Origin of the sequence: Anoxybacillus sp. EFIL (assembly GCF_013096955.1) — a bacterium.
Taxonomy (GTDB): domain Bacteria; phylum Bacillota; class Bacilli; order Bacillales; family Anoxybacillaceae; genus Anoxybacillus; species Anoxybacillus ayderensis.
Window position 1 is genome coordinate 156473 of record NZ_SDLH01000004.1, and the last position, 22912, is coordinate 179384.

The window sequence follows — 22912 nt, forward strand, 5'->3', positions numbered from 1 at the left end:
CTAAAGACGGGCAGTCTTTAGGCATACGTACCTTAACGATCCTCTGCTCCGCTCTCACTCATTCTCTACTCAACTCTTACTCTACTCAGCTAACTTATAAACCATCATATTATATGTCTGACTTTTTTGTCAACTGCAGATCCGGCCGAAGCTGGATTGCATCGCGTAAATATACGTGATGAATATCTTGCTGCGCTCGCTTCGTATGTACAGTCATCATGACGCGAATACATTTCGGTAATGCATGCGGAACGTTAATTTCGCGCATACACATCACTGGAACATACGTCCATCCATCGAGATGACGCAACGCTTTCGCCGGGAACGTGGCGTTTAAATCATCGGTCATCGAAATGAGTACCGATACGACGTCTTCTGCGTTCACATCGTTTTGGCGGATCATTTCTATTAACAATCGTTTCGTTTCATCGACAATCTCTCGTTCATCGTTATTGCTCACAGTCGTTGCCCCGCGAATCGCTCGAATCACATGTTTCCCCTCCTTCTTCGGCAAACGCGTATAACCATTGCAACAATTGTTCATCGCTTATCTGTTCTACACATACCGTTCCGATCTCTTTCATTAACACCATGCGCACCGTTTGATCTTTCGCCTTTTTATCTTTTTTCATTTTTTCAAGCAAACGTTCAGGCGATACGTGTGATGGAAGCGAAGTCGGAAAGCCGTAATGATGAAATAACGTCCGAAACGACGAGTAAAAAAGCGGTTGGTTGTAAAAACGTTCACTGACAAAAATGGCAAATAACATCCCGAGGGCAACCGCATCTCCATGCGTCATCACTCCGTACCCGAGCTCGCTTTCTAGCGCATGACCAAGCGTATGACCGAAGTTCAAGTGGGCGCGAACCCCATGCTCTTTCTCATCTTGTGAGACAACTGCCGCTTTAATTTCAATTCCTCTTTGAATCGCATATTGTAATCGTTCGCCATTCAAATCCTCTATCTTTTCTACGTTCGCTTGTAACCAGCCAAAAAAAGCGCGATCATAAATTAAGGAATGTTTAATAATTTCCGCAAAACCAGATCGCATTTCTCTTTTTGGGAGGGTGGACAGAAGAGAAATATCATAAAAAACGAGTTCAGGCTGATAAAAAGCACCAATCATATTTTTCCCAAGCGGATGATTGATGGCCGTTTTTCCTCCAACAGCGCTATCGTGCGCTAATAACGTTGTCGGCACTTGAACAAACCGAATGCCACGCATATATGTCGCTGCGACAAAACCAGCTAAATCTCCAACGACCCCTCCGCCGAGGGCAACAATTAATGAATCACGATCTAAATGGTTTGTTAACGCTGCGGTATGACAAGCATAAAATTGTTCAAACGACTTCGCCTCTTCCCCGCTTGGAATCACATGCGCGTACACACGGTCATATGTTTGATGAAGAGCTTGTTGCACATCAGCTAAATAAAGCGAAGCGACCGTTTCATCTGTAATGATGAGCACAGCTGTCACATGCGGGCAAACGCGATCAATCATCCGATCCATCATGTGCAATAATTCATTCCCAATGACGACTTCATATCGTTTCGACGGCGTAGCGATGTGAATGCGTTTCATCATTAAAACTCCTTTGCGTACCGACGCATGTTTTCGACATTTTGGATAATCAGATCCATGCGATCTTGTCCAAATTGTTCGACAATGGCTGCGGCAATTTCCCACGCCACTACTGCTTCAGCGACAACGCTTGCGGCAGGGACAGCGCAACTATCTGAACGTTCAATGCTTGCGGCAAACGGTTCTTTCGTTTCAATATCGACACTCATAAGCGGTTTATATAACGTCGGAATCGGCTTCATCACCCCGCGCACAACGATTGGCATCCCTGTCGTCATGCCACCTTCAAATCCGCCAAGTCGATTCGTTTTTCGCGTATATCCCGTTTCTTTGCTCCATATAATTTCGTCATGCACTTCACTTCCGAAGCGGCGTGCCGCTTCAAAGCCGATGCCAAACTCAACTCCTTTAAACGCATTAATGCTTACAATAGCTGCGGCAATTTTTGCATCTAACTTGCGATCATAATGGACGTAGCTTCCAACGCCAGTCGGAACACCTTCCACAATGACTTCGACAATTCCACCGATCGAATCACCTTTTTCTTTCGCTTCATCAATGGCCGCCATCATCTTTTTTTCCGCTTCTGCATCAAAGCAGCGAACAGGAGATTGCTCTGTCACTCGTTGCAACTCTTCAAGCGATGTATATGCGATATGCTCCGCCTTGACTCCTCCAATTTCAACGACGTGGCTTGCGATACGAATGCCTAACTCCGACAAAATTCGTTTCGCTACCGCACCAGCAGCGACGCGCACCGTTGTTTCACGCGCTGACGAGCGCTCTAACACATTGCGCATATCGCGGTGGCCGTATTTTATCGCCCCATTTAAATCTGCATGCCCTGGACGTGGACGCGTCACTTTTCTTTTCACTTCTTCTGTATCGTCAACTAACGGTTCAATGCCCATAATGTTCGTCCAATGTTTCCAATCGCGATTTTCAACGACAAGGGTAATTGGAGAACCGAGCGTTTTCCCGTGTCGCACCCCGCTTAAAATTTTCACTTCGTCTTTTTCAATTTGCATGCGTCGTCCGCGACCGTATCCTTTTTGCCGACGCGCTAAATCTTCGTTAATATGCTCTGCGAAAAGCGTCAATCCTGCCGGAACACCTTCAATAATTGTTGTGAGTTGTGGACCGTGAGACTCACCAGCTGTTAAATACCGCAATTCCCTCTCTCCCTTCATCTCTTTAAAGCGATTATGTATGAATATAGCACATTTTTTCTACAGACGTAACCCCTTAATTACACAGAAAGCGACCGAGTTCGGCCGCGGCTACATTTTTCGATAAAAAAACGTATCTTCCACTTCAAAACCGTATGCAGTCGGATTAAAAATTTGTTCCGTGCTACCGACAAAAAATATTCCTCCCGGACGAAGAGCGCCATTAAATTTCAAATACAATTCGTGTTTTGCTTCTTCCGTAAAGTAAATGAGCACGTTGCGGCAAACGATTAAGTCGAAATTCGCATCAAACGGGTCGGCAAGCAAATTATGTTTTTTAAATGTGACCGTTCGTTTAATGTCATCAATAATTTTGTAATGAGATCCTTCTTTGACAAAAAATTTTTTCTTTACATCTTCTGGCACTTCTTGAAGGGAACGCTCCATATAAATGCCGAGCTTCGCCCGAGCCATTGCGTTATCATCAATGTCAGTCGCTAGCACACTGACTTGCGATAGCGGCATAAATTTGGACAAAATGATGGCCAACGTATACGGCTCTTCTCCTGTCGAGCAGGCAGCGCTCCATACTTTTAATCGTTTGTTTTTTTCAAGAAGTTTTGGAATAATCTTTTTTTCAAGCACTTCCCATCGTTTCACATTGCGGAAAAATTCAGATACATTAATCGTCATGCGATCTAAAAACTCATGGAACAACGCTTGATCATGATTCATCGCCCGAAAAAATTCATCGAAATTTTTAAATCCTTTTTTTTCGTACAGAGAAGTTAAGCGCCGTTTCATTTGCGCTTCTTTATACAACGCTAAATCAATACCTGTTTTTCGTTTCACGTTTGCAATAAATTGTTGATAATCACTCATACAAAAAACTCCTCTTCCTTTTCTTTCATAAATACAGTATAACGAAAATGTGAAAAAACAGAAATAAAAAAATAAAGATAGGCGTGTGCCTACCTTTTTATTAGTATATCCACTCGTTCATCAGTTTGCTGTAAGAAACGAGCTCTTCTTCTTTGAAAAATAGTTGAATTTCGCGCGCTGCGCTCTCTTTTGAGTCAGAACCGTGAATAATATTTTTTCCGACCGTTAAACCGAAGTCACCACGAATCGTCCCAGGCAACGCTTCTTGCGGGTTTGTTTTCCCCATCATTTGACGAGCTGTAGCGATGACGTTTTCGCCTTCCCATACCATCGCAAATACTGGACCGGACGTAATAAATTCAACAAGTTCACCAAAAAACGGGCGCTCTTTATGCTCTGCGTAATGTTGTTCAGCAAGCTCGCGCGATACTTGCATGAGCTTTGCGCCTACAAGCTGAAAGCCTTTGCGCTCAAAACGCGCAACGATGTCACCAATGACACCGCGTTGTACCCCATCTGGTTTGACCATTAGAAATGTTCTTTCCATGACGAATTCTCCACCCCTGATACGTTATGTATTGGAATTCACTCCTCCGCAATTATACCACCTTGTATGCAAATTAGCAATATTCGCCATGAAAACGATTTAATTTTTTCTTTTCATACGTCTAATATTTCCGTTTTCCGATATATTTCGCAATGTTGTAAAGTGCCGTCCAAGCACGGTTGCGTGGCAGTTTTTGTAATGTGTGAAGTGCTTTTTGTAAGTAGCGATCTCCGAGCTCATATGATTTTTCAATGGCGTCTGTTCGCTTAATGCCATCAATCACGTGCGCCATTTCATGACTTGTTGTATGTTCGTTTACTTTTATAATTTGTTCTTTTAACGTCTGTTCCTTCATCGCGTACAAAACAGGGAGCGTCACATTTCCTTGCGATAAATCGCTGCCTGCTGGCTTGCCGAGTTGTTTTTCTGTTCCGATAAAGTCAAGAATATCGTCTGTAATTTGAAAAGACATTCCAACGTAATAGCCAAACCAATACAACTTTTTATGAACCGCTTCAGGCGCCCCTGCAACGACGGCACCAAGCTGACAGCTTGCCGCAATAAGTAGAGCTGTTTTTCTTTTGATTCGTTGTAAATAGCGACGCAAATTTTGGTCAAAGCGATATTTGTCGCTAATTTGTTCGATTTCTCCACGACATACTTCGACGATGGTTTTCGCTAAAATATGATGGGCAACAGGATCATCAATTTCACACATTTGTTCAAGCGCTCGAGCGAACAAATAATCGCCAACGTACATCGCAAATTGGTCGCCCCATTTCGCTTGAATCGTCTCTTTTCCGCGTCGTAACATCGCGCCATCAATGACATCATCATGGACAAGAGAAGCCATATGAATGAGTTCAAGAGCAACAGCTACCCGTTTCATTTTCTCAAAATGATATGTGCCAAATTGTCCACCAAGTAAAACAAAAACCGGACGAATGCGCTTTCCGCCCGCCTCAAGCAAATGCAACGATGCTTCATTGACGAGCGGATCAGACGTTTGCACCGTCATTTTTAATTGTTCTTCAATTCGGTTTAAATCTCCATTTAAAAACGAATACATCGCTTTTAGCTTCATCACTATTCACCTTAACGTCCATCAGGTTTATATCCGAGATGCATCGCTGCCACTCCGAACGTATACGGTTTCACTTGTACACGCACGAGACCAGCTTGGCGAAACATGTCTGCTAGCTCGTCCATTCCCGGAAATTCACGTGCCGATTCTTGCAACCACGAGTATTCTTCATAACTTTTCGCGAAAATTTTCCCGAAAAAAGGCATGATGTAACGAAAATATGCATAGTACAGTTGTCGAAAACCGATGAGCGTTGGCTGTGACGTTTCTAAACAAACGACTTTTCCACCTGGCTTTGCTACGCGATACATTTCTTTTAATACGGTCATATAGTCGGGAACGTTACGCAATCCGAAACCAATCGTCACATAGTCAAACGTGTTGTCAGGAAACGGTAAGTTCATCGCGTTTCCGTGCACGAGCGTCACATGTTGAAACCCGCGCTCTTTTACTTTTTCTTCCCCTACTTTTAGCATATTGCGACTAAAATCAAGCCCGTACACTTCGCCGCTCGGTCCGACCGCTTCCGCCAACGCAATCGTCCAATCTGCTGTTCCACAGCATACATCGAGCGCTTTCGCTCCTTTTTGTACATTCATTCGTCTCATCGTATCTTTTCGCCATGCGACATGACGTTTAAAGCTAATGACTGAGTTCATGCGATCATAATGATCTGAAATTTTTTCAAATACGCGATGAACACGTTCTTCTTTCGACTGTTGCATAAAAATCCCCTTCTTTCAACTGAAATCAAGCGAGGAGATGAGAAAACCGCTCTTTTACCTCTTCGTGTATATGAAGCGGAAGAAGATCTTGTAATTTCCGCTTACAGTAGTCGATATAATCTATCGATGCTTTCGATTTCGCTCCATCACGATGAACGCGTTTCAGCGAGAACAAGTAATACGCTAATTCTCCCCATTCATCAGCATGAACATGCTCTGCAAGCTTACAAAGCAAGGCGGACTCAATGACACCGATGCAATGAAAGCGCTCAAGATCATCCAAGGATAGTTGCCGTAAACGAATTTTTTGTATATTGATCTCTTTGATCGCTTCAGCAAAGCGACGAATGAGTGAAATGTCATGCCGTCGCGCTAAAAACTCGTAATACAATCCGCTATATAAATCTCCCGCAAGCACTGTTAATTGCCTTTGTTGTATCGTTTGTTGCTCATCTATTTCATCATGGGTATCAAGGGCGAGCTGAATGAACATCATGGCAAACACATAATCGAGTGCGATGTTTGCGTCCACTTGAGCCGAACGTAGCATAGAAAGAGCAAACAATATGCGATCTTCGTCTACGATACGTGGCTGTATATAGCGATCGACATACGAATGGGCAATTGCCCGTTGAATGCGCGTTCGTACTTGTTCCATTTGCTGTTGCATATCCATGACTCATCACCCTTGCTTCCCAAAAACTCAAACTTTATTATATCATAAACTGCCTTTACGTTAACGATGATTTTTCGCATCAGATTGGATTTCACCGTGCTGCGTTTGAATCAGCGCTTTTCCGCGCACTTTGATCGCTGATGTATGCTCCGTAAATTGTGCAATGAGCACTTCCCCTTGATCGAGCTTTTCTGAATGGTGGAAACGCGTATCTGAACCGCGTGTCAATCCAATGACGTTCACTCCGTCCTCTAACGCTTTAATGACGACATAATCTCCTTGCATCATGATCCCTCCTACTTAATGAGCGCTAATATTTCAGCACGTGCTTTCTCGTCCGTTGCAAGCGTTCCACGAACCGCAGTTGTGACCGTTTTCGCTCCTGGTTTTTTCACGCCGCGCATCGTCATGCACATATGTTCTGCCTCAACAACAACCATCACTCCATGCGGCTCGAGCGTCTCCATAATCGCATCAGCGACCGTTGCCGTAATTCGTTCTTGTAACTGCGGACGGCGCGCCACTGTTTCGACTGCTCGTGCGAGTTTGCTTAACCCTGTGACTTTGCCGCCACGCGGGATGTATGCGACATGAGCCACGCCGAAAAACGGGACGAGATGATGTTCACACATGGAATAAAACGGAATATCTTTAACGAGGACAAGCTCTTCATGATCTTCACTAAACACCGTTTGCAAATGTATTTTCGGATCTTCATTCAAGCCTGAAAACACTTCTGCATACATTTTCGCCACTCGCTTCGGTGTATCGAGCAACCCTTCGCGATTCGGATCTTCTCCAATCGCTTCTAAAATTAAGCGGACAGCCTGTTCGATTTGTTCTACATTCATTTGTTGCATCCTCCTAGCATTCAACTTCACGTAATCCGATTCTAGCATATAAAGATGAAAAAAGGCAAAAAAGAAGAGGTAGCTCGCAACCGGCTACCTCTTGGCTGTATGTAATTTCTTACTTTACAGCATCTTTTAACGCTTTCCCAGGTTTGAAAGCAGGAACTTTGCTTGCAGCAATTTCGATTTCTTCTCCTGTTTGCGGGTTGCGTCCTTTGCGCGCCGCACGCTCACGCACTTCGAAGTTACCAAAACCGATTAATTGCACTTTATCACCGTTTTTAAGCGCTTCTGTAATCGCGTCAAAAACAGCATCAACTGCTTTAGATGCATCCTTTTTAGAAAGACCGCTTGCTTCAGCTACCGCATTAATTAATTCCGTTTTGTTCATGCCATTCACCTCCTCCCAAAGCGTATGTATCATACATTACTTTCAGTTGTTTACACTTTCTATTGTTTCTATACATTAACATGCCTTATATTAACTGATTCTTGCTCATAATTCAACATTTTTTCAGCAAAATCATGCAATTTGCCTATTATTCTCCAAGGAGCCTAACATTTTCTGAATAAAGATTATCATATTGCTCTTTTTCACTGCAAGAGAAAATTTTCGTTTAAAAGCAAAAAAGACCCCAAATGGAGTCTTTTTATAAGATGATGGCAATGAGTCCACCGGATCCTTCATTAATGATGCGCTCTAACGTCTCTTTTAATTTATAACGCGCATTTTCAGGCATGAGAGCAAGCTTGGCTTGAATGCCTTCACGAACGATCGAGCTGAGCGAGCGGCCAAATATATCTGAGTTCCAAATAGAAAGCGGATCATCCTCAAAATCTTGCATTAAGTAACGGACGAGTTCTTCACTTTGTTTTTCTGTTCCGATGATCGGTGCAAACTCCGATTCGACATCGACTTTAATCATATGAATAGACGGTGCTACCGCTTTTAAACGCACACCAAAACGTGATCCTTGGCGAATAATTTCCGGTTCATCTAAGCTCATATCAGAAAGCGATGGAGCAGCAATGCCATAACCTGTTTGTTTCACCATGCGGAGCGCATCAGCAATTTGGTCGTATTCCGCCTTCGCATAAGCGAAATCTTGCATTAATTGCAACAAATGATCTTTCCCGCGAATTTCTACGCCGACAACTTCTTTTAAAATTTGATCGTACAATTCGTCTGGGGCGTATAAATCAATTTCTGCGATGCCTTGCCCCATTTCAATGCCAGCCAAGCGAGCTTCATCAATAAAATCGTACTCACTAAATTGTTGAACGACGCGATCGACATCACGCAAACGCTTAATATCTTTTACTGTATCGCGCACCGCTTCTTGATAACTTTCACGCAACCAATGGTTTTCGCGCAAAACCATGACCCAGTTCGGTAAATTTACATTCACCTCTAATACCGGGAATTCATACAATGCTTCACGAAGCACTTGATACACATCCGCTTCACGCATTCCTTCCACGCTTAACGCTAATACCGGAATATCGTATTTTTCACTTAGTTGTTGCTTCAATGTTTCTGTTTCAGGATGTTGTGGACGAACGGTATTAATAATCATAATAAATGGCTTACCAACTTCTTTTAATTCATTTACAACACGTTCTTCTGCTTCCACATAGTTTTCACGCGGAATTTCTCCAATCGAGCCATCCGTTGTAATGACAACACCGATCGTCGAATGTTCTTGAATGACTTTGCGCGTACCGATTTCAGCTGCTTCTTGAAATGGAATTGGTTCTTCATACCACGGTGTATGGATCATACGTGGCCCATTTTCATCTTCAAATCCTTTTGCCCCTTGTACTGTATAGCCGACACAATCAACGAGGCGAATATTTACTTCCAATCCATCGTCTACTTTTACTTTCACCGCTTGATTCGGAACAAACTTCGGCTCTGTCGTCATAATTGTTTTTCCCGCTGCGCTTTGTGGCAGTTCATCTTGTGCTCGAGCTTTATCTGCTTCGTTTTGAATATTCGGAATGACAACAAGTTCCATAAACTTTTTAATAAATGTTGATTTGCCTGTTCGAACGGCGCCGACAACTCCTAAATAAATATCTCCGCCTGTTCGTTCGGCAATATCTTTAAAAAGATCGACCTTTTCCAACTGCCTTCCCTCCCTTATATTTAAAACATATGAGGACACTATATGCATATGTCGTTGTCCTAATTGTTTATGACTAAAAAAATCCCTTCTCTAAAATGTATTTGCTTAGAGAAGGGATCATGACTTATTTCACAAGAAAAATAGGTTCTTTTTTCTTTTCATCAATCGTGTAGGGAAGGGAATAAGCTGGGACAAAAAGCGAATGCTTAACAAGCAAGTCGCGAATATCATCTCCATAGCGATAGTGATGCGCCTCTGATTGCAATTTTTCATACAAGTCGATACGGTAGTCGATATAAATTTCTCCCTTGCCGTCAATAATGAGCGGAAGATTTTTTCCTGAATATGGGCTGACGACATAAGGCGGTGCGTCTAAACGAAGTTTTTTATAATCGAGCGTAAATACTCCTTTAGCGAGCACATCTTTAAATGGTGGATAACCGTGAGCGTCTTGATACATGCGAATGCGCAACTTTAAATCGCGAATGGCTTCCGCCGCACGCAAATCTAGCAATTTGACCGTCGGATTTGTTTCTACATCGACAATAACGTATTGATATACGCCGCCGCTTTCAAACGCATTGCCCGGTGGTTCAGCCATATATCGCGGCACAAGCAAATTGAAATCAATCGGATATTTTTGATAAATGGGCGTAGACATATCTCGTGTTTTAATAGGTAACAAACCGCCTGTCGCCTGCTTATATTCATTTACTGCTTGTTGAACACGTTCGACTTGTTCTTTATATGGAATTTGGTTTTGCGCTAGCCGCTCTTGCGGGTATAAACACCCAGATAATAACACAGACACGACAACGATCATTGCAGAAAGTATCCACTTTTTCATTATTCATCCATCCTTCTATTCTTGCACCGGCCCGCTAAATACGACAAATACAATAATAAGGCCAGCGATGATCATACTTATGTATGCAATCGTCGCTAAAACAATTTTTACCACCTTATTTTTCACCTTGTATCGACTAAAATAAATCGAAAATACAGCAACAAACATTAACCCGATTCCTGTTAACGAAATCCACATTTTTAAAAGACCCGGTGACATTCCTCTCCCTCGCTTTCTCTTAATTGCTGCATAAAAAAGCTGAAGTAAAGCGGGGCTTCTTTACTTCAGACGATGACTAAACATGCACCATCCATTCGAGTCTGAGAATGTTTTCATAGCATTGTATGCAACATACATAACAAAGCTCTCTTCACATGCCTATTTCAAAGAAAATTATAACGAAATGTTCGCTAAATCTTCAAGTTCTGACGTTTTCCCGCGCGCCATAAGCGAATCGACCGCACTTTTCACATCTTTTCCGTTAAACAAAACATCGTAAAGTGCATTTGTAATCGGCATATCCACATTCATTTTTTTCGCTAGCTGATAGGCCGCTTTTGTCGTTCGAACACCTTCAACGACCATTCCCATGTTCGCGAGCACATCATCAAGCGCATATCCTTTTCCAAGCAAATTGCCCGCACGCCAGTTGCGTGAATGGACGCTTGTACACGTCACAATTAAATCACCGATGCCAGTCAACCCTGCAAATGTGAGCGGATTGGCACCGAGACGGCTACCGAGACGAGCCATTTCTGCAAGTCCGCGCGTCATAAGCGCCGCTTTTGCATTATCCCCATAACCAAGTCCATCCGTAATTCCAGCAGCTAGCGCAATAATATTTTTTAACGCCCCGCCAATTTCTACGCCAATTAAATCTGGGTTTGTATATACGCGGAAATATTGATGATTCATAAATAAATCTTGAATGCGTTCGGCTGCTTCCATGTTTTTCGATGACACCGTCACGGTCGTTGGATGGCGTAAACTCACTTCCTCCGCATGACTTGGACCTGATAAAACGACGACATCTTGCAATTGTTCTCCCATTTCTTCTTCAATAATTTCTGAAATGCGTTTATGTGTATCCGGTTCAATTCCTTTACTAACCGAGACGATTGTAATTGGCTGTTTCAAGCACGTACGAACACGCTGCAACACTTCGCGAATCGCTTTTGTCGGAACGGCTAATACAACCGTTCCAACTCCTTCAAGCGCTTTGGCAAGATCGATATAACCAACAATCGCCTCAGGAAGATGAATATTTGGCAAATATTTTTCGTTCGTATGTTTTTCATTTATTTCATCCATTTGTTCTTGACGTTGTCCCCATAGCCGAACGTGATGTCCGTTATCAGCAAGAACGATCGCTAAAGCTGTGCCCCAACTACCTGCACCTAATACAGTAACCATTTTATCCCCCCTTTAATTTCGTGGGCGTGCAATAATTTTAATTGGCGTTCCTTCAAATCCGAACGTATCGCGAATTCGGTTTTCTAAAAAGCGTTCGTATGAGAAATGCATCAATTCCGGATCGTTGACGAATACAACGAACGTTGGTGGCTTTACCGCTACTTGCGTCATGTAATAAATTTTTAATCGTTGTCCGTTATGCGTTGGTGTCGGATTCATCGCCACGGCATCCATTAGCACTTCGTTTAATACGTTCGTTTGAACGCGCATCGCATGGTTTTCACTGACCATTTGAATAACTGGAAGTAACTTATGCAATCGTTGTTTCGTTTTTGCTGATACGAATACAATAGGTGCATAGTCAAGAAATTGGAAATGATCGCGAATTTTTTGCTCAAATTCGTTCATCGTCTTTTCATCTTTTTCAATCGCGTCCCATTTATTCACAACGATTACGACACCACGACCTGCTTCATGCGCATATCCCGCAATTTTTTTATCTTGTTCAATAATTCCTTCTTCTGCGTTAATGACGACAAGCACAACATCGGAGCGCTCAATGGCTTTTAACGCTCGCAACACACTATATTTTTCGGTGCTTTCATACACTTTTCCTCTTTTGCGCATCCCTGCTGTATCAATAATGACATATTCTTGGCCGTCGCGCTTAAATGTCGTATCGATCGCATCGCGCGTCGTTCCTGCTATATCGCTCACAATGACCCGTTCTTCACCTAAAATGGCGTTCACGAGCGAAGATTTCCCAACATTTGGACGACCAATTAAACAAAACTTAATGACATCCGCATCATATTCTTTCGTCTCGCGCTTTGGAAAATGGGCAACGACAGCATCTAACAAATCCCCGATCCCTAATCCGTGCGTACCAGAAATCGGAATCGGCTCTCCGAATCCGAGCGTATAAAAATCGTAAATGTTTTCACGCATGTCTGGATTATCAATTTTGTTTACTGCCAAAACGACTGGCTTATTGGAACGATATAAAATTTTCGCCACTTCTTCATCTGCTGCTGTGACACCGTCCCGACCATTCGTCATGAAAATGATCACATCCGCTTCATCGATCGCAATTTCGGCTTGTTGACGAATTTGCGTTAATAGCGGCTCATCGCCAATATCAATACCACCTGTATCAATAATGTTAAACGTTGTATTTAACCATTCTGCGCTACTATAAATCCGGTCGCGTGTCACTCCCGGTACATCTTCTACAATCGAAATGCGTTCCCCGACAATGCGGTTAAAAATCGTCGATTTTCCGACGTTTGGACGACCAACGATTGCTACAACTGGTTTCGTCATATTCTCACACTCCTTCACTAAAATTCGAAACCCGAACAAAAAAGAAGCCCTTCGACTGAAGGGTCTAGCTTTCCCATTTTATCAAAAAAATCAATGTTTCACAATAATGAGCAAGTCATCGCTTAGCGCATGGGCAATCCCGTCTAAAATCGCTTCTAAATTCGCTGCGATTCGTTGCATTTCTTCATTGTTTTCACAAACGAACGTAACGCCGCCAGCCACTTTATGTGGCGACGTTGTAATGACAGCTAAAATCATTTTTTCTACAGTCATCGTAACACCCTCCCTGCTTGATTCGTTTCAGATTTCGTCGGCATGCGAATCGCATTTTCTAACGTCGGTACATTACGAATGATCGCTTTTGCTTTTTCGACATCTTTTTCTTGAGGCAAAATAAAAATACCAACTCGTCCATCGTCTAAATCGCGTTTCGCAAGTGGCACAAGCGCTGGCGTACCTGAATCGCGGTATACGCCTAATGCCGTTGAAATATCGTGTAAAATCGCTTGGCGTTGTCCGAGATTAGCGATTGTTGAGCGAGCGTTAAAGTTTTTCGGTTTTAAAATAAATCCCATGCCATACCGTAAAATTTCTTCTCGTCGCGCTTCTAAACCGATGTTCATAATATAAATATTGTCAACGTATAATCCCGCTCCTTTGAAATGCGGCTTCACGTATTCTACTTCAACAATATCGCCGAGCCGGCTGCCAGACATAAGTTTGCGAGCAACGATAAAGGCAATCGCTGCCGCAACAATTCCAAGCCATATATTCCAAACTAAATAAGCGAACGTGCTTAAAAATGACGCAAAAATAACTAAATAGTTTCTCCCTTCAAAAACAATAGCAATTCCTTCAATATACGTTTTTCCGCGTGGGACGAGTTCATACTGGTCAAGCTCATTTAACGTATTTCGCTCCATATTGCGCACATCACGAAACTGTGAAGCAGCGAGTGCTAAAAATGTAATGGCAGCAAACTCTTTTTCCATAATGGCAGGCACTGCAATCGTCCCAAGCCCTGCAGCAATAAAACCTAAAGCAATATGAATAATTTTCCCATGCAAATACGTCGGATATTGACGATAATCTGTTTTTAATAAATACAAGCGGGTCAATACACCAATGGTTACGCCAAATAAAATCGGATACGTATATTCGTTCACGTATTAGCCTCCTTTGCTCGCTTTTGAAATCGTGCATCGATATATATTGGTAACTGTTCGAGCCATTTCCATAAAAATAAACATACGGTTGCTAACGCCCATCCATCTAAAAACGAAAGGGAACCGATCGAATGAGAAAAAGAAAATTGTTTTAACACAAACGCATACAAAAAATCACCTTGACAGCATCCGACCGTCAAAACAAGCAAGCGTTCATCAAACGATCGATATAGCGCAAACGAAGCAAGCAAAAGCGCAAATGCAAGCAACCATGTCGCTTCAACAAACGCCCAAACCGGATCAAACAATAACAAAAAATGAAACGCAGCATACAACATCGTGACACTTGCACTTGCAAAAGAAAAATAAATGAATGCTGTTCCTGTTTGTTTCATGACAAACGAGTAACTAACAATCAACATCAATATGTAAGCAAATGAAATATGAAAGGAATAAATCGTTATCTCATGCGCAGATAGGGTAATTAACAATAAAATATATAGACAAATGCGTAAACGAACATGATTTTTCGGAGCGAGAAACGTATACACAATCCATAAAAACCAAGAAACCCAGTAAAAATAACTTCCTTCCAACCATAACACCTCCACTTTCCATTATGTCTTATTTTTAAAAATTTAATCTTTGTATGCGAAAAAAGGGAATGGAGAAAATAAAGGACTAAGGAGGGATGAAAATGGGGAAAGATCGCCAAGAAAAAAAATTAAAGCAATCGCGTCGTGTCGAGTCCGATCGGGATCCAGCAAAAAATTTTAAAGGAAGTACAAAAACAGAACAGTAAATATACACATAGGAAAAGGTGTCCTCTCAAGGACACCTTTCTCCGTTATCGCTGGCTATAACGGGTCGTTTCAATGCCACGCTCCCGCAACCAATGGTATGTTGTTCCCGTAACGACGAGCGGGACGTTTTGCAAATCGGCAATCGTTCGAGTACCGAGCGCGGTCATAATAAGTGTTAAATCTTCGTGCAGTTGATTGATTTCTGCAATTAACGCTTCCACTCCTTGCTCGATAAGAAGACGCAACATATAGCCAGCCATTCCTACCGCGGAAGCGCCGAGTGCAATACATTTCGCTACATCAAGCGCATGCTGCACCCCTCCGCTTCCAATAATACGGATGCGTTGAACTTCCGCTGCTACTTCGGCAATCGATGCCGTCGTTGTTATTCCCCACTCGTTAAAATAAGCAAGCTGTCTTTCGCGTCGCTTATTTTCAATTTGCGCAAAATTTGTGCCTCCAAAACCGCCAACATCAACGGCACATACCCCTACGTTTTCTAACTGTCGTGCCGTTTCTTTACTCATTCCAAATCCGACTTCTTTTACGATAACAGGTACATCAACAGCAGACACAATTTGTTCAATGCGTGAAAGCGCCCCGCAAAAGTTGCGATCTCCTTCGGGCATAACGAGCTCTTGAACGACGTTTAAATGAATTTGAAGGGCATTCGCCTCGATCATATCGATCGCTCGTTTTGCTTGTTCAACCGTTGCTTCGCTCCCTAAGTTCGCAAATACAATGCCACGTTTATTGACTTGGCGAATAATTGTAAACGATTGTCGCTCTCGTTCATCTTTTAAAGCGGCCATTTGCGAACCAACAGCCATCGCAATGCCGCATTCTTTCGCAACATAAGCGAGCTGCTCGTTAATTTTTGTCGTCCCCTCGCCTCCACCGCCTGTCATCGCATTAATAAAAATCGGCGAACGGAAAGAAAGTTCGCCGATTTTTGTTTGCAAGTCAATATGGGCAGTGGAAATATTCGGCAAGCTATTATGCACAAATGTAATATCTTCAAAACCATGCAAGCGACGTTGTCCCGTTGAGAGCGCATATTCAATATGTTGTAGTTTTCGTTTTGCACGTTCCACTGCCATCACCGTTTATTTTAATTTTTTTAACTGGTCTCCGATGACTTCACCAATTTGAAATCCTGTCGTCGTCTCTGTTGACGTTGTATATTCATGATAGTCTTCTTCCACATCTTCTTCAAGCAACTCACGAATGCTTAACGATAATCGTTTTTCTTGTTCGTTTACTGCAAGCACTTTCACTTTGACGACATCGCCTTCTTTCAACACTTCATGCGGCGTGCCGATATGCTTTGTTGAAATTTGCGAAATATGAACGAGCCCTTCAACGCCCGGCAATACTTCGACGAACGCTCCAAACGGGGCTAAACGTTTCACTGTCCCTTCTAATACATCGCCTTCTTTTATTTTTTGTTCGATTCCATCCCAAGGAGCTGGCAATGCTGCTTTCACAGACAAAGAAACGCGGCCGCTTTCTTCATCAATCGCAAGCACTTTTACTTTGACGACATCGCCTTCTTTTACAACATCTGACGGATGATCTACACGCGTATGGGCAAGTTGAGAAATATGTACGAGACCATCAACCTCGCCGATATTGACGAATACGCCGAAGTTCGTCATGCGCACGACGGTCCCTTCAAGCACTTGACCAACTTGAATTGATTGTAATGCGGCTTTCTTTTTCGCAGCCTCTTCTTCTTCTACAACTGCCCGATGTGATAAAACGACGCGATTTTTTTCACGATCGAGCTCAACTACTTTTACAGTTAATGTACGTCCTTTATAGTCTGAGAAATCCTCGACAAAATCTTTTTCCACAAGCGACGCTGGGATAAATGCGCGAACACCGACATCCGCAACGAGCCCACCTTTTACAATATCTTTCACGACTACATCAAACGTTTCACCGTTTGCAAGCTTCTGTTCAAGCACTTCCCATGCTTGTTCTGCATCTGCTGCTTTTTTCGATAAAATAAGCGCTTCATCTTCTACTTTTTTCACTTTTGCGACGACTGCATCTCCGACTGACAGAACATCGCTTGCTTTTTCGATATGAAGACTTGATAGCTCGCTGATCGGGATGATGCCGACAAGCTTGCTTCCTTCCACATCAATGAGCACTTGTTTGTCTTCTACTTTCGTTACTTGACCTTTCACCGTGTCGCCTACTTCATAGACGCGCACATCGACTTGATTCATCTCTTCCATAGTGAATACCTCCTTACACTCCACACCTGCTCGACGACAGAAATATATGTTCAATGGGCGAACAACAATATGCTCGTCCATTTGACACAAAGAAAAAACTTCCTTTTTTACTAATCTGTATTAAAACATTCATTTTGTCAAGTCATAACTATTGATGCGCATGTAAAAGTTTTTGAATATGTTCCATAATGACTGCGGTCACTTCATCGGCACTCGCCTTTCTTTCGCGCCATGGTGTAAAGTCAATCGGGGCACCGTATACAACTTTTAACTTCTTTCCGATGCGATAAGGACCGACGATAGCACAAGGCACGACAACCGCATCGCTACGCAATGCAAAAAATCCTGCTCCGGCTAGCCCTTTTTTCAACTTTCCATCCTTACTTCGCGTTCCTTCAGGAAATAGCCCGAGTACATGTTTCTCTTTTAATAAGGCTAATCCTGTTCGCAACGCTTCACGATCACCCATTCCGCGACGAACGGGAAACGCATGTAAGCGAGAGACGAGTTGTTTAACGATAGGTGTGCGAAACAGTTCTTCTTTTGCCATAAAATGAACCGGGCGCGGGCATGTAATACCGACAACTGGCGAATCTAAGTTGCTAATATGATTGGCGCAAATGATAACCGCACCTTCTTTTGGAATATGTTCGACTCCACTAACTTCAATACGATAAAGTGGAGTAAGCACTTGTTTCACAAGCGCGCGGGCAAACGTGTAAAAACTCACTACCCCTTCACCCTTTCTTGGACAATGCGCATAATGCGATCAACAACTTCATCAATGGATAGCGATGTTGTATCAATTTCAATGGCGTCTTCTGCTTTTTTTAACGGAGCGACGCTACGTTCAGAGTCAATTCGATCACGCTGAGTAATTTCCTCTTTTAGTTGTTCTAAATTAGAAGGAATGCCCCGCACCATATTTTCTTCATGGCGACGTTTTGCCCGCTCTTCTACAGAGGCGAGCAAAAAAATTTTTACTTCAGCGTGTGGCAACACGTGCGTACCAATATCGCGACCGTCCATCACAACACCGCCATGCTGCCCTAACTCGCGTTGGCGTTTCACCATTTCTTCTCGCACTGCCGGATGTTTAGCAACGTACGACACGTTGTTTGTCACATCGTTTTTCCGAATGGCCTCCGTTACATCTTCACCGTTGGCAAACACAAGCTGTCCAATTGGAGACGGCTTTAATTCAATATATGTATCATGAAGGACGTTCATTAATTGTTTTTCATCATGAACATCTACTCCGCGCTGTAAAGCGCAATATGTTAAGGCGCGATACATCGCTCCTGTATCAATATAAACATAAGATAATGCTTCAGCTAATCGTTTCGCAACCGTGCTTTTTCCAGCCGCTGCCGGTCCGTCAATCGCGATCGAAATTTTCTTTTCCATAATGCCTCCCATACATCGTTTTGTTTTCAACAAAAAAGCAGGAACACTCCTGCTTCTTATATTGTATCATACCGTTTATCGTTGGTCGAATGTTTCAACCGTTTTCGTAGCGGAATTTTTCATTACCCCTTCGTAATGAATGACTTTCACAATATAAGGGGCAATGGACGAATGGGAAACGATAAGTTGGGCGATAAATAAAAAAATAAATTGAATGATCGCTAGCTTCCATAACATTCGTTCAACCGTTTTCATTCGTTTCTCCCTCTCTTTTTTATTTTTTATTATGGGAGAAAACGGTTATATTTATGCGTCCAATTGCTCCTTTTTTCTCATCTCAAGCTGCTTTTCAAAACTGTAACGAATCAATGTCAGACGGTCTACATCGTTCACTTCCAAAAATTGCAAAGATGCTTTTAAAACATTTTCTTCAAAAATGCGAACAACGCGCGCAAGAAAACGTAAATAGTGATAATCTCCTGAACGCATATGGAGTGCGAGCCAAATTTCAATGGTCATCCCGTGTTTTAATCCTGTTTCATCGTTTGGCAATACAATCGCTGCACCACCCGCACTTATATCGCTTGTCACAGTCGTAAATGGGACAAATTCGTCATTGAGCGGATGAACAGCCACGTCTACAGTCGCATCGACACGTACAAACTGACGACGTTGAATACGAATGAGATGTTGATCCCCAGGATACGACAAAACAAGAAGCGGAATATTGCGCTTTGTTCGGCCTAACACTTCTGCTTCAAACGCATAAACAGCTTCATCTTCCCCGACAAAACTTACTTTTAATTGCGTTCCGTCGATCAAAAACGCAGTGCGATTCGTGCTCATATCAATCGGATAATCAATATAAATTTTCCCATCTTCCATTTCTGCTACTTTACATTTGTATTTTTCCATTTTTTCGCTATATTTCGGTTCAAGCGTTAACGGCACCCCAATTTTAATCAACGTATAAATCCCCCTCGCTAAAAACAGTTCTTTCTTTATTGAAAAATACACCTTATAGCATTTTCAATTTGACAATAACATGATACCATCAAAATGAAAAGAAAAGAATTGGGAACGAGGAAAAAATGATGTGGGCTATTATTTCTGCAGGGATTGCTCCCGGATTAGCGCTGCTCAGTTATTTTTATTTAAAAGATGAATACGAAACGGAACCGTTATCACTCGTTTTACGCATGTTTTTATACGGTACGTTTTTAGTGTTTCCACTCATGTTTATTCAACACGTATTAAAAGTCGAGCATATGCTCCCAAACGCCTTTGTTGAAGCGTTTTTATCAACAAGTTTGCTAGAAGAGTTTTTCAAATGGTTTGTTTTTTACTATGCGATTTATGACCATCGAGAGTTTAACGAACCATATGACGGCATCGTTTACGGGGTAAGTGTATCGCTCGGATTTGCTACGCTTGAAAACATTTTATATTTATTTGCAAATGGCGTTGAATTTGCGGTTACGCGCGCCCTTTTACCTGTATCAAGCCATGCGTTGTTTGGTGTCATTATGGGCTTTTATTTAGGAAGGGCAAAATTCGGTTTACCTAAAAAAGAAAAAAACTATATATGGTTATCTTTTCTCCTTCCGTTTTTATTTCACGGCATATACGACTATATTTTATTAACGCAAGAACGTTGGATATATTACATGCTTCCGTTTATGATTTTTTTATGGTGGCTCGCTTTGCGAAAAGTCAAACTTGCGAGAGGCATGACGGTCGAGATTGCCCAATCATCAAGCCAGGCGTAACGCTTGGCTTTTTTATTTATGTGTATAAAAACGTTATTGTGACAAAAAATAGCGTCAAAAGGTATTGTTTACACATCAAGGGAGGAGTCACAATGCGCAAATGGTTCATTTGTTTATTTTTGATTTTTTCGTTTAGTTATACATCGCAGGCGCACGCGTTTTCGAAACAAGTCATCCAACGCGGAGCTGTCGGCGATGATGTCATTGAACTACAAGCACGATTGCAATATCTCGGCTTTTACAGAGGGAAAATTGATGGAGTGTTCGGTTGGCGGACGTATTGGGCGCTAAGAAAGTTTCAATACAAATTTAAGTTGCCTGTCGATGGGCTAGCAGGAGAAACAACGAAACAAAAACTCGTACGCGCTTCAAAATATTACAAATCATTTGTTTATAACAATTTACGAAAAGGAAATACGTTTACTCATTACGGCGGCGTTCCGTTAAGCAAACAAGTGAAAGCACGTCAAACAAAAACGAAAAATCAAGCAACCGCTGCAAAAGCAACAAATACAAAACAAATGGCCGTAAAACGCGTCAAATCCGCTGCAGTGAACGTTCCAAACGGATTCTCACAAAATGATATACAGCTTATGGCAAACGCTGTACACGGTGAAGCACGCGGGGAACCGTATATCGGACAAGTGGCTGTTGCCGCAGTCATTTTAAATCGCATCAATAGCCCTTCGTTTCCAAACACTGTCGCGGGCGTCATTTTTGAGCCAGGAGCGTTTACAGCTGTCGCAGACGGACAAATTTGGCTTACCCCAAACGAAACGTCTCGCAAAGCCGTACTTGATGCCTTAAACGGATGGGATCCATCAAGTGGAGCGTTATATTATTTTAATCCACATACAGCGACAAACGGGTGGATTTGGAGCCGTCCGCAAATTAAAAAAATCGGAAAACATATTTTTTGTAAATAGGAGGGGAGTTTTTTGCTACGAATTTTACTTATTGGAGCACTATCGATCGGCATCGCTGGCACAGCCTATTGGGGATACCGCGAGCACCAACAAAAAAATGCGATTTTAATTCATGCGGAAAACAATTATCAACGCGCATTTCATGATTTAACATATCAAATTGACTTACTTCATGATCAAATTGGAACAACGCTCGCGATGAATTCTCGCCAATCGCTGTCACCAGCACTGGCGGAAGTTTGGCGTCTTGCGTCAGAAGCACACGCGACAGTCGGACAACTTCCGCTCTCACTTTTACCGTTCAATAAAACAGAAGAGTTTTTGTCTAATATCGGCTCATTTAGCTACCGTGCTGCCATTCGCGATTTAGATAAGCAGCCATTGAACGCTGAAGAATATAAAACATTACAACAACTATATAAAAAATCTGCTGACATTCAACAAGAGTTGCGAAATGTACAACATCTCGTATTAGAAAATAACTTACGCTGGATGGATGTCGAGTTGGCGCTCGCGACAAACAATCGCCCAAATGACAACACCATTATTGATGGATTTAAAACGGTAGAGAAAAACGTCCAATCTTATAACGAAACCGACTTTGGCCCTTCGTTTACAAGCATCGAAAAGAGAACGAAAGGGTTTGAACATATTTCTGGGAAAAAGATTACAAAAGAAGAAGCAAAGCAAATTGCAAAAACGTTTCTCGGTTTAAAAGGAAATGAAGACATACAAGTCGTGCATAGCGGAGAAGGAGCAAGCGACGCCTTTTATAGTGTGACAATTAAACACCCGAAAACGAAAAACGAAACGTATATGGATATTACCGAAAAAGGAGGATATCCGATTTGGGTCATTGAAAACCGCCCGGTCAATAAACAAAACATTAGTTTAAATGAAGCAACGATGCGCGGGCTGCAGTTTTTAAAACAACATAAATTTAACAACTTCGAATTGTACGAAAGCACGCAGTATGATCACGTCGCTGTTCTCACATTCGTTACAGCACAAGATGGCGTTCGTATTTATCCTGAATCCATTAAAATGAAGATTGCATTAGACGATGGAAACATTATCGGCTTTTCCGCTCGCGATTACTTATCGTCGAAACGCGAACGGAAGATTCCAAAACCATCTATTTCTATTGAACAAGCACGAAAAAAAATGAACCCAAATGTCACCATTATGGAAGAAAGAAAAGCGATCATTATGAACAATATGAACGAAGAAGTGCTTTGCTATGAGTTTTTAGGAACGCTCGGGGATGACACGTATCGCATTTTTATTAATGCGCAAAATGGAATGGAAGAGAAAGTGGAAAAACTTCAAAATCCTGAACCTATATATGGTGAAATATAAGGGG

General features: G+C 42.3%; 29 protein-coding genes. 4 read left to right on the top strand and 25 right to left on the bottom strand.

Annotated features, from left to right (window positions below):
- Positions 1-109 precede the first annotated feature (109 nt).
- The 19 genes from aroH to ES017_RS08575 all read right to left on the bottom strand — a co-directional run bounded on the left by aroH (position 110) and on the right by ES017_RS08575 (position 14994).
- On the bottom strand, positions 110-490 hold the full coding sequence (gene aroH, locus ES017_RS08485; RefSeq protein ID WP_021095008.1) for a chorismate mutase: 381 nt from the start codon (positions 488-490) through the stop codon (positions 110-112).
- Positions 450-1589 (bottom strand): 3-dehydroquinate synthase, encoded by a 1140-nt coding sequence (gene aroB, locus ES017_RS08490; protein WP_021095009.1) that lies wholly within the window; start codon positions 1587-1589, stop codon positions 450-452. Before aroB ends, aroH begins: the two co-directional genes overlap by 41 nt.
- Positions 1589-2758 (bottom strand): chorismate synthase, encoded by a 1170-nt coding sequence (aroC, locus tag ES017_RS08495; RefSeq protein WP_021095010.1) that lies wholly within the window; start codon positions 2756-2758, stop codon positions 1589-1591. Before aroC ends, aroB begins: the two co-directional genes overlap by 1 nt.
- Before the next feature lie 108 nt (positions 2759-2866).
- Positions 2867-3637, bottom strand: a complete 771-nt coding sequence (locus ES017_RS08500) for a CheR family methyltransferase (RefSeq protein ID WP_021095011.1) — start codon at positions 3635-3637, stop codon at positions 2867-2869.
- A 100-nt stretch (positions 3638-3737) separates the two neighbouring features.
- Entirely contained in the window at positions 3738-4184 is a 447-nt protein-coding gene (gene ndk / locus ES017_RS08505) for a nucleoside-diphosphate kinase (protein ID WP_009373682.1), read from the bottom strand.
- A 121-nt stretch (positions 4185-4305) separates the two neighbouring features.
- Positions 4306-5268 (bottom strand): heptaprenyl diphosphate synthase component II, encoded by a 963-nt coding sequence (gene hepT / locus ES017_RS08510; RefSeq protein WP_021095012.1) that lies wholly within the window; start codon positions 5266-5268, stop codon positions 4306-4308.
- Between the two features lie 11 nt (positions 5269-5279).
- Entirely contained in the window at positions 5280-5993 is a 714-nt protein-coding gene (locus ES017_RS08515; protein WP_021095013.1) for a demethylmenaquinone methyltransferase, read from the bottom strand.
- A gap of 25 nt (positions 5994-6018) precedes the next feature.
- Entirely contained in the window at positions 6019-6669 is a 651-nt protein-coding gene (locus tag ES017_RS08520; RefSeq protein WP_042535563.1) for a heptaprenyl diphosphate synthase component 1, read from the bottom strand.
- A 60-nt stretch (positions 6670-6729) separates the two neighbouring features.
- Positions 6730-6957, bottom strand: a complete 228-nt coding sequence (mtrB, locus tag ES017_RS08525; protein WP_004889838.1) for a trp RNA-binding attenuation protein MtrB — start codon at positions 6955-6957, stop codon at positions 6730-6732.
- An 8-nt stretch (positions 6958-6965) separates the two neighbouring features.
- The gene (folE, locus tag ES017_RS08530) at positions 6966-7529 is read right to left on the bottom strand and encodes a GTP cyclohydrolase I FolE (RefSeq protein ID WP_035063241.1); all 564 of its coding nucleotides are present in this window, start codon (positions 7527-7529) and stop codon (positions 6966-6968) included.
- A gap of 109 nt (positions 7530-7638) precedes the next feature.
- Positions 7639-7911: an HU family DNA-binding protein gene (locus ES017_RS08535; protein ID WP_003394524.1), complete on the bottom strand. Its 273-nt coding sequence runs from the start codon at positions 7909-7911 to the stop codon at positions 7639-7641.
- A gap of 259 nt (positions 7912-8170) precedes the next feature.
- A complete protein-coding gene (gene spoIVA / locus ES017_RS08540) occupies positions 8171-9649 on the bottom strand; it encodes a stage IV sporulation protein A (RefSeq protein ID WP_009373691.1) in 1479 nt (492 codons plus the stop codon).
- 124 nt (positions 9650-9773) lie between these two features.
- Positions 9774-10496 carry a hypothetical protein gene (locus ES017_RS08545; protein ID WP_171335001.1) on the bottom strand — a complete coding sequence of 241 codons (723 nt, stop codon included), beginning with the start codon at positions 10494-10496 and terminating at the stop codon, positions 9774-9776.
- 15 nt (positions 10497-10511) lie between these two features.
- Entirely contained in the window at positions 10512-10715 is a 204-nt protein-coding gene (locus tag ES017_RS08550) for a DUF2768 domain-containing protein (RefSeq protein WP_042535560.1), read from the bottom strand.
- A 174-nt stretch (positions 10716-10889) separates the two neighbouring features.
- Positions 10890-11909, bottom strand: a complete 1020-nt coding sequence (locus ES017_RS08555) for an NAD(P)H-dependent glycerol-3-phosphate dehydrogenase (RefSeq protein WP_042535559.1) — start codon at positions 11907-11909, stop codon at positions 10890-10892.
- Positions 11910-11921: 12 nt separating this feature from the next.
- A complete protein-coding gene (der, locus tag ES017_RS08560) occupies positions 11922-13232 on the bottom strand; it encodes a ribosome biogenesis GTPase Der (protein WP_042535557.1) in 1311 nt (436 codons plus the stop codon).
- Between the two features lie 90 nt (positions 13233-13322).
- Complete coding sequence (locus ES017_RS08565; protein WP_042535555.1) at positions 13323-13505, bottom strand: capping complex subunit for YIEGIA; 183 nt, start codon at positions 13503-13505, stop codon at positions 13323-13325.
- On the bottom strand, positions 13502-14398 hold the full coding sequence (locus ES017_RS08570; RefSeq protein ID WP_042535553.1) for a YIEGIA family protein: 897 nt from the start codon (positions 14396-14398) through the stop codon (positions 13502-13504). The genes ES017_RS08565 and ES017_RS08570 overlap by 4 nt, the downstream gene beginning before the upstream one ends.
- Complete coding sequence (locus ES017_RS08575; protein ID WP_042535552.1) at positions 14395-14994, bottom strand: YphA family membrane protein; 600 nt, start codon at positions 14992-14994, stop codon at positions 14395-14397. Before ES017_RS08575 ends, ES017_RS08570 begins: the two co-directional genes overlap by 4 nt.
- A 101-nt stretch (positions 14995-15095) precedes the next feature.
- Here ES017_RS08575 and ES017_RS08580 point away from each other — a divergent pair, with 101 nt between their 5' ends.
- The gene (locus ES017_RS08580) at positions 15096-15200 is read left to right on the top strand and encodes a YpzI family protein (RefSeq protein ID WP_009373698.1); all 105 of its coding nucleotides are present in this window, start codon (positions 15096-15098) and stop codon (positions 15198-15200) included.
- Positions 15201-15245: 45 nt separating this feature from the next.
- On the opposite strand, the gene fni is transcribed toward ES017_RS08580, so the two are convergent.
- The 6 genes from fni to ES017_RS08610 form a co-directional block, all read right to left on the bottom strand.
- The gene (fni, locus tag ES017_RS08585; RefSeq protein WP_042535549.1) at positions 15246-16295 is read right to left on the bottom strand and encodes a type 2 isopentenyl-diphosphate Delta-isomerase; all 1050 of its coding nucleotides are present in this window, start codon (positions 16293-16295) and stop codon (positions 15246-15248) included.
- 12 nt (positions 16296-16307) lie between these two features.
- Positions 16308-17447 carry a 30S ribosomal protein S1 gene (gene rpsA, locus ES017_RS08590; protein WP_042535547.1) on the bottom strand — a complete coding sequence of 380 codons (1140 nt, stop codon included), beginning with the start codon at positions 17445-17447 and terminating at the stop codon, positions 16308-16310.
- A gap of 148 nt (positions 17448-17595) precedes the next feature.
- Positions 17596-18177: a lysophospholipid acyltransferase family protein gene (locus ES017_RS08595; protein ID WP_042535545.1), complete on the bottom strand. Its 582-nt coding sequence runs from the start codon at positions 18175-18177 to the stop codon at positions 17596-17598.
- Complete coding sequence (gene cmk / locus ES017_RS08600) at positions 18177-18854, bottom strand: (d)CMP kinase (protein WP_042535543.1); 678 nt, start codon at positions 18852-18854, stop codon at positions 18177-18179. The genes ES017_RS08595 and cmk overlap by 1 nt, the downstream gene beginning before the upstream one ends.
- A gap of 75 nt (positions 18855-18929) precedes the next feature.
- A complete protein-coding gene (locus ES017_RS08605) occupies positions 18930-19109 on the bottom strand; it encodes a YpfB family protein (RefSeq protein WP_042535542.1) in 180 nt (59 codons plus the stop codon).
- Positions 19110-19160: 51 nt separating this feature from the next.
- Positions 19161-19820 (bottom strand): flagellar brake protein, encoded by a 660-nt coding sequence (locus ES017_RS08610; protein WP_042535540.1) that lies wholly within the window; start codon positions 19818-19820, stop codon positions 19161-19163.
- A gap of 128 nt (positions 19821-19948) precedes the next feature.
- Here ES017_RS08610 and prsW point away from each other — a divergent pair, with 128 nt between their 5' ends.
- From prsW to ypeB, 3 genes are all read left to right on the top strand, one after another.
- Positions 19949-20623: a glutamic-type intramembrane protease PrsW gene (gene prsW, locus ES017_RS08615; protein WP_042535538.1), complete on the top strand. Its 675-nt coding sequence runs from the start codon at positions 19949-19951 to the stop codon at positions 20621-20623.
- A 92-nt stretch (positions 20624-20715) separates the two neighbouring features.
- Positions 20716-21549, top strand: a complete 834-nt coding sequence (gene sleB / locus ES017_RS08620) for a spore cortex-lytic enzyme (RefSeq protein WP_021095026.1) — start codon at positions 20716-20718, stop codon at positions 21547-21549.
- 12 nt (positions 21550-21561) lie between these two features.
- Complete coding sequence (gene ypeB / locus ES017_RS08625) at positions 21562-22908, top strand: germination protein YpeB (protein ID WP_075039690.1); 1347 nt, start codon at positions 21562-21564, stop codon at positions 22906-22908.
- Positions 22909-22912 lie beyond the last annotated feature (4 nt).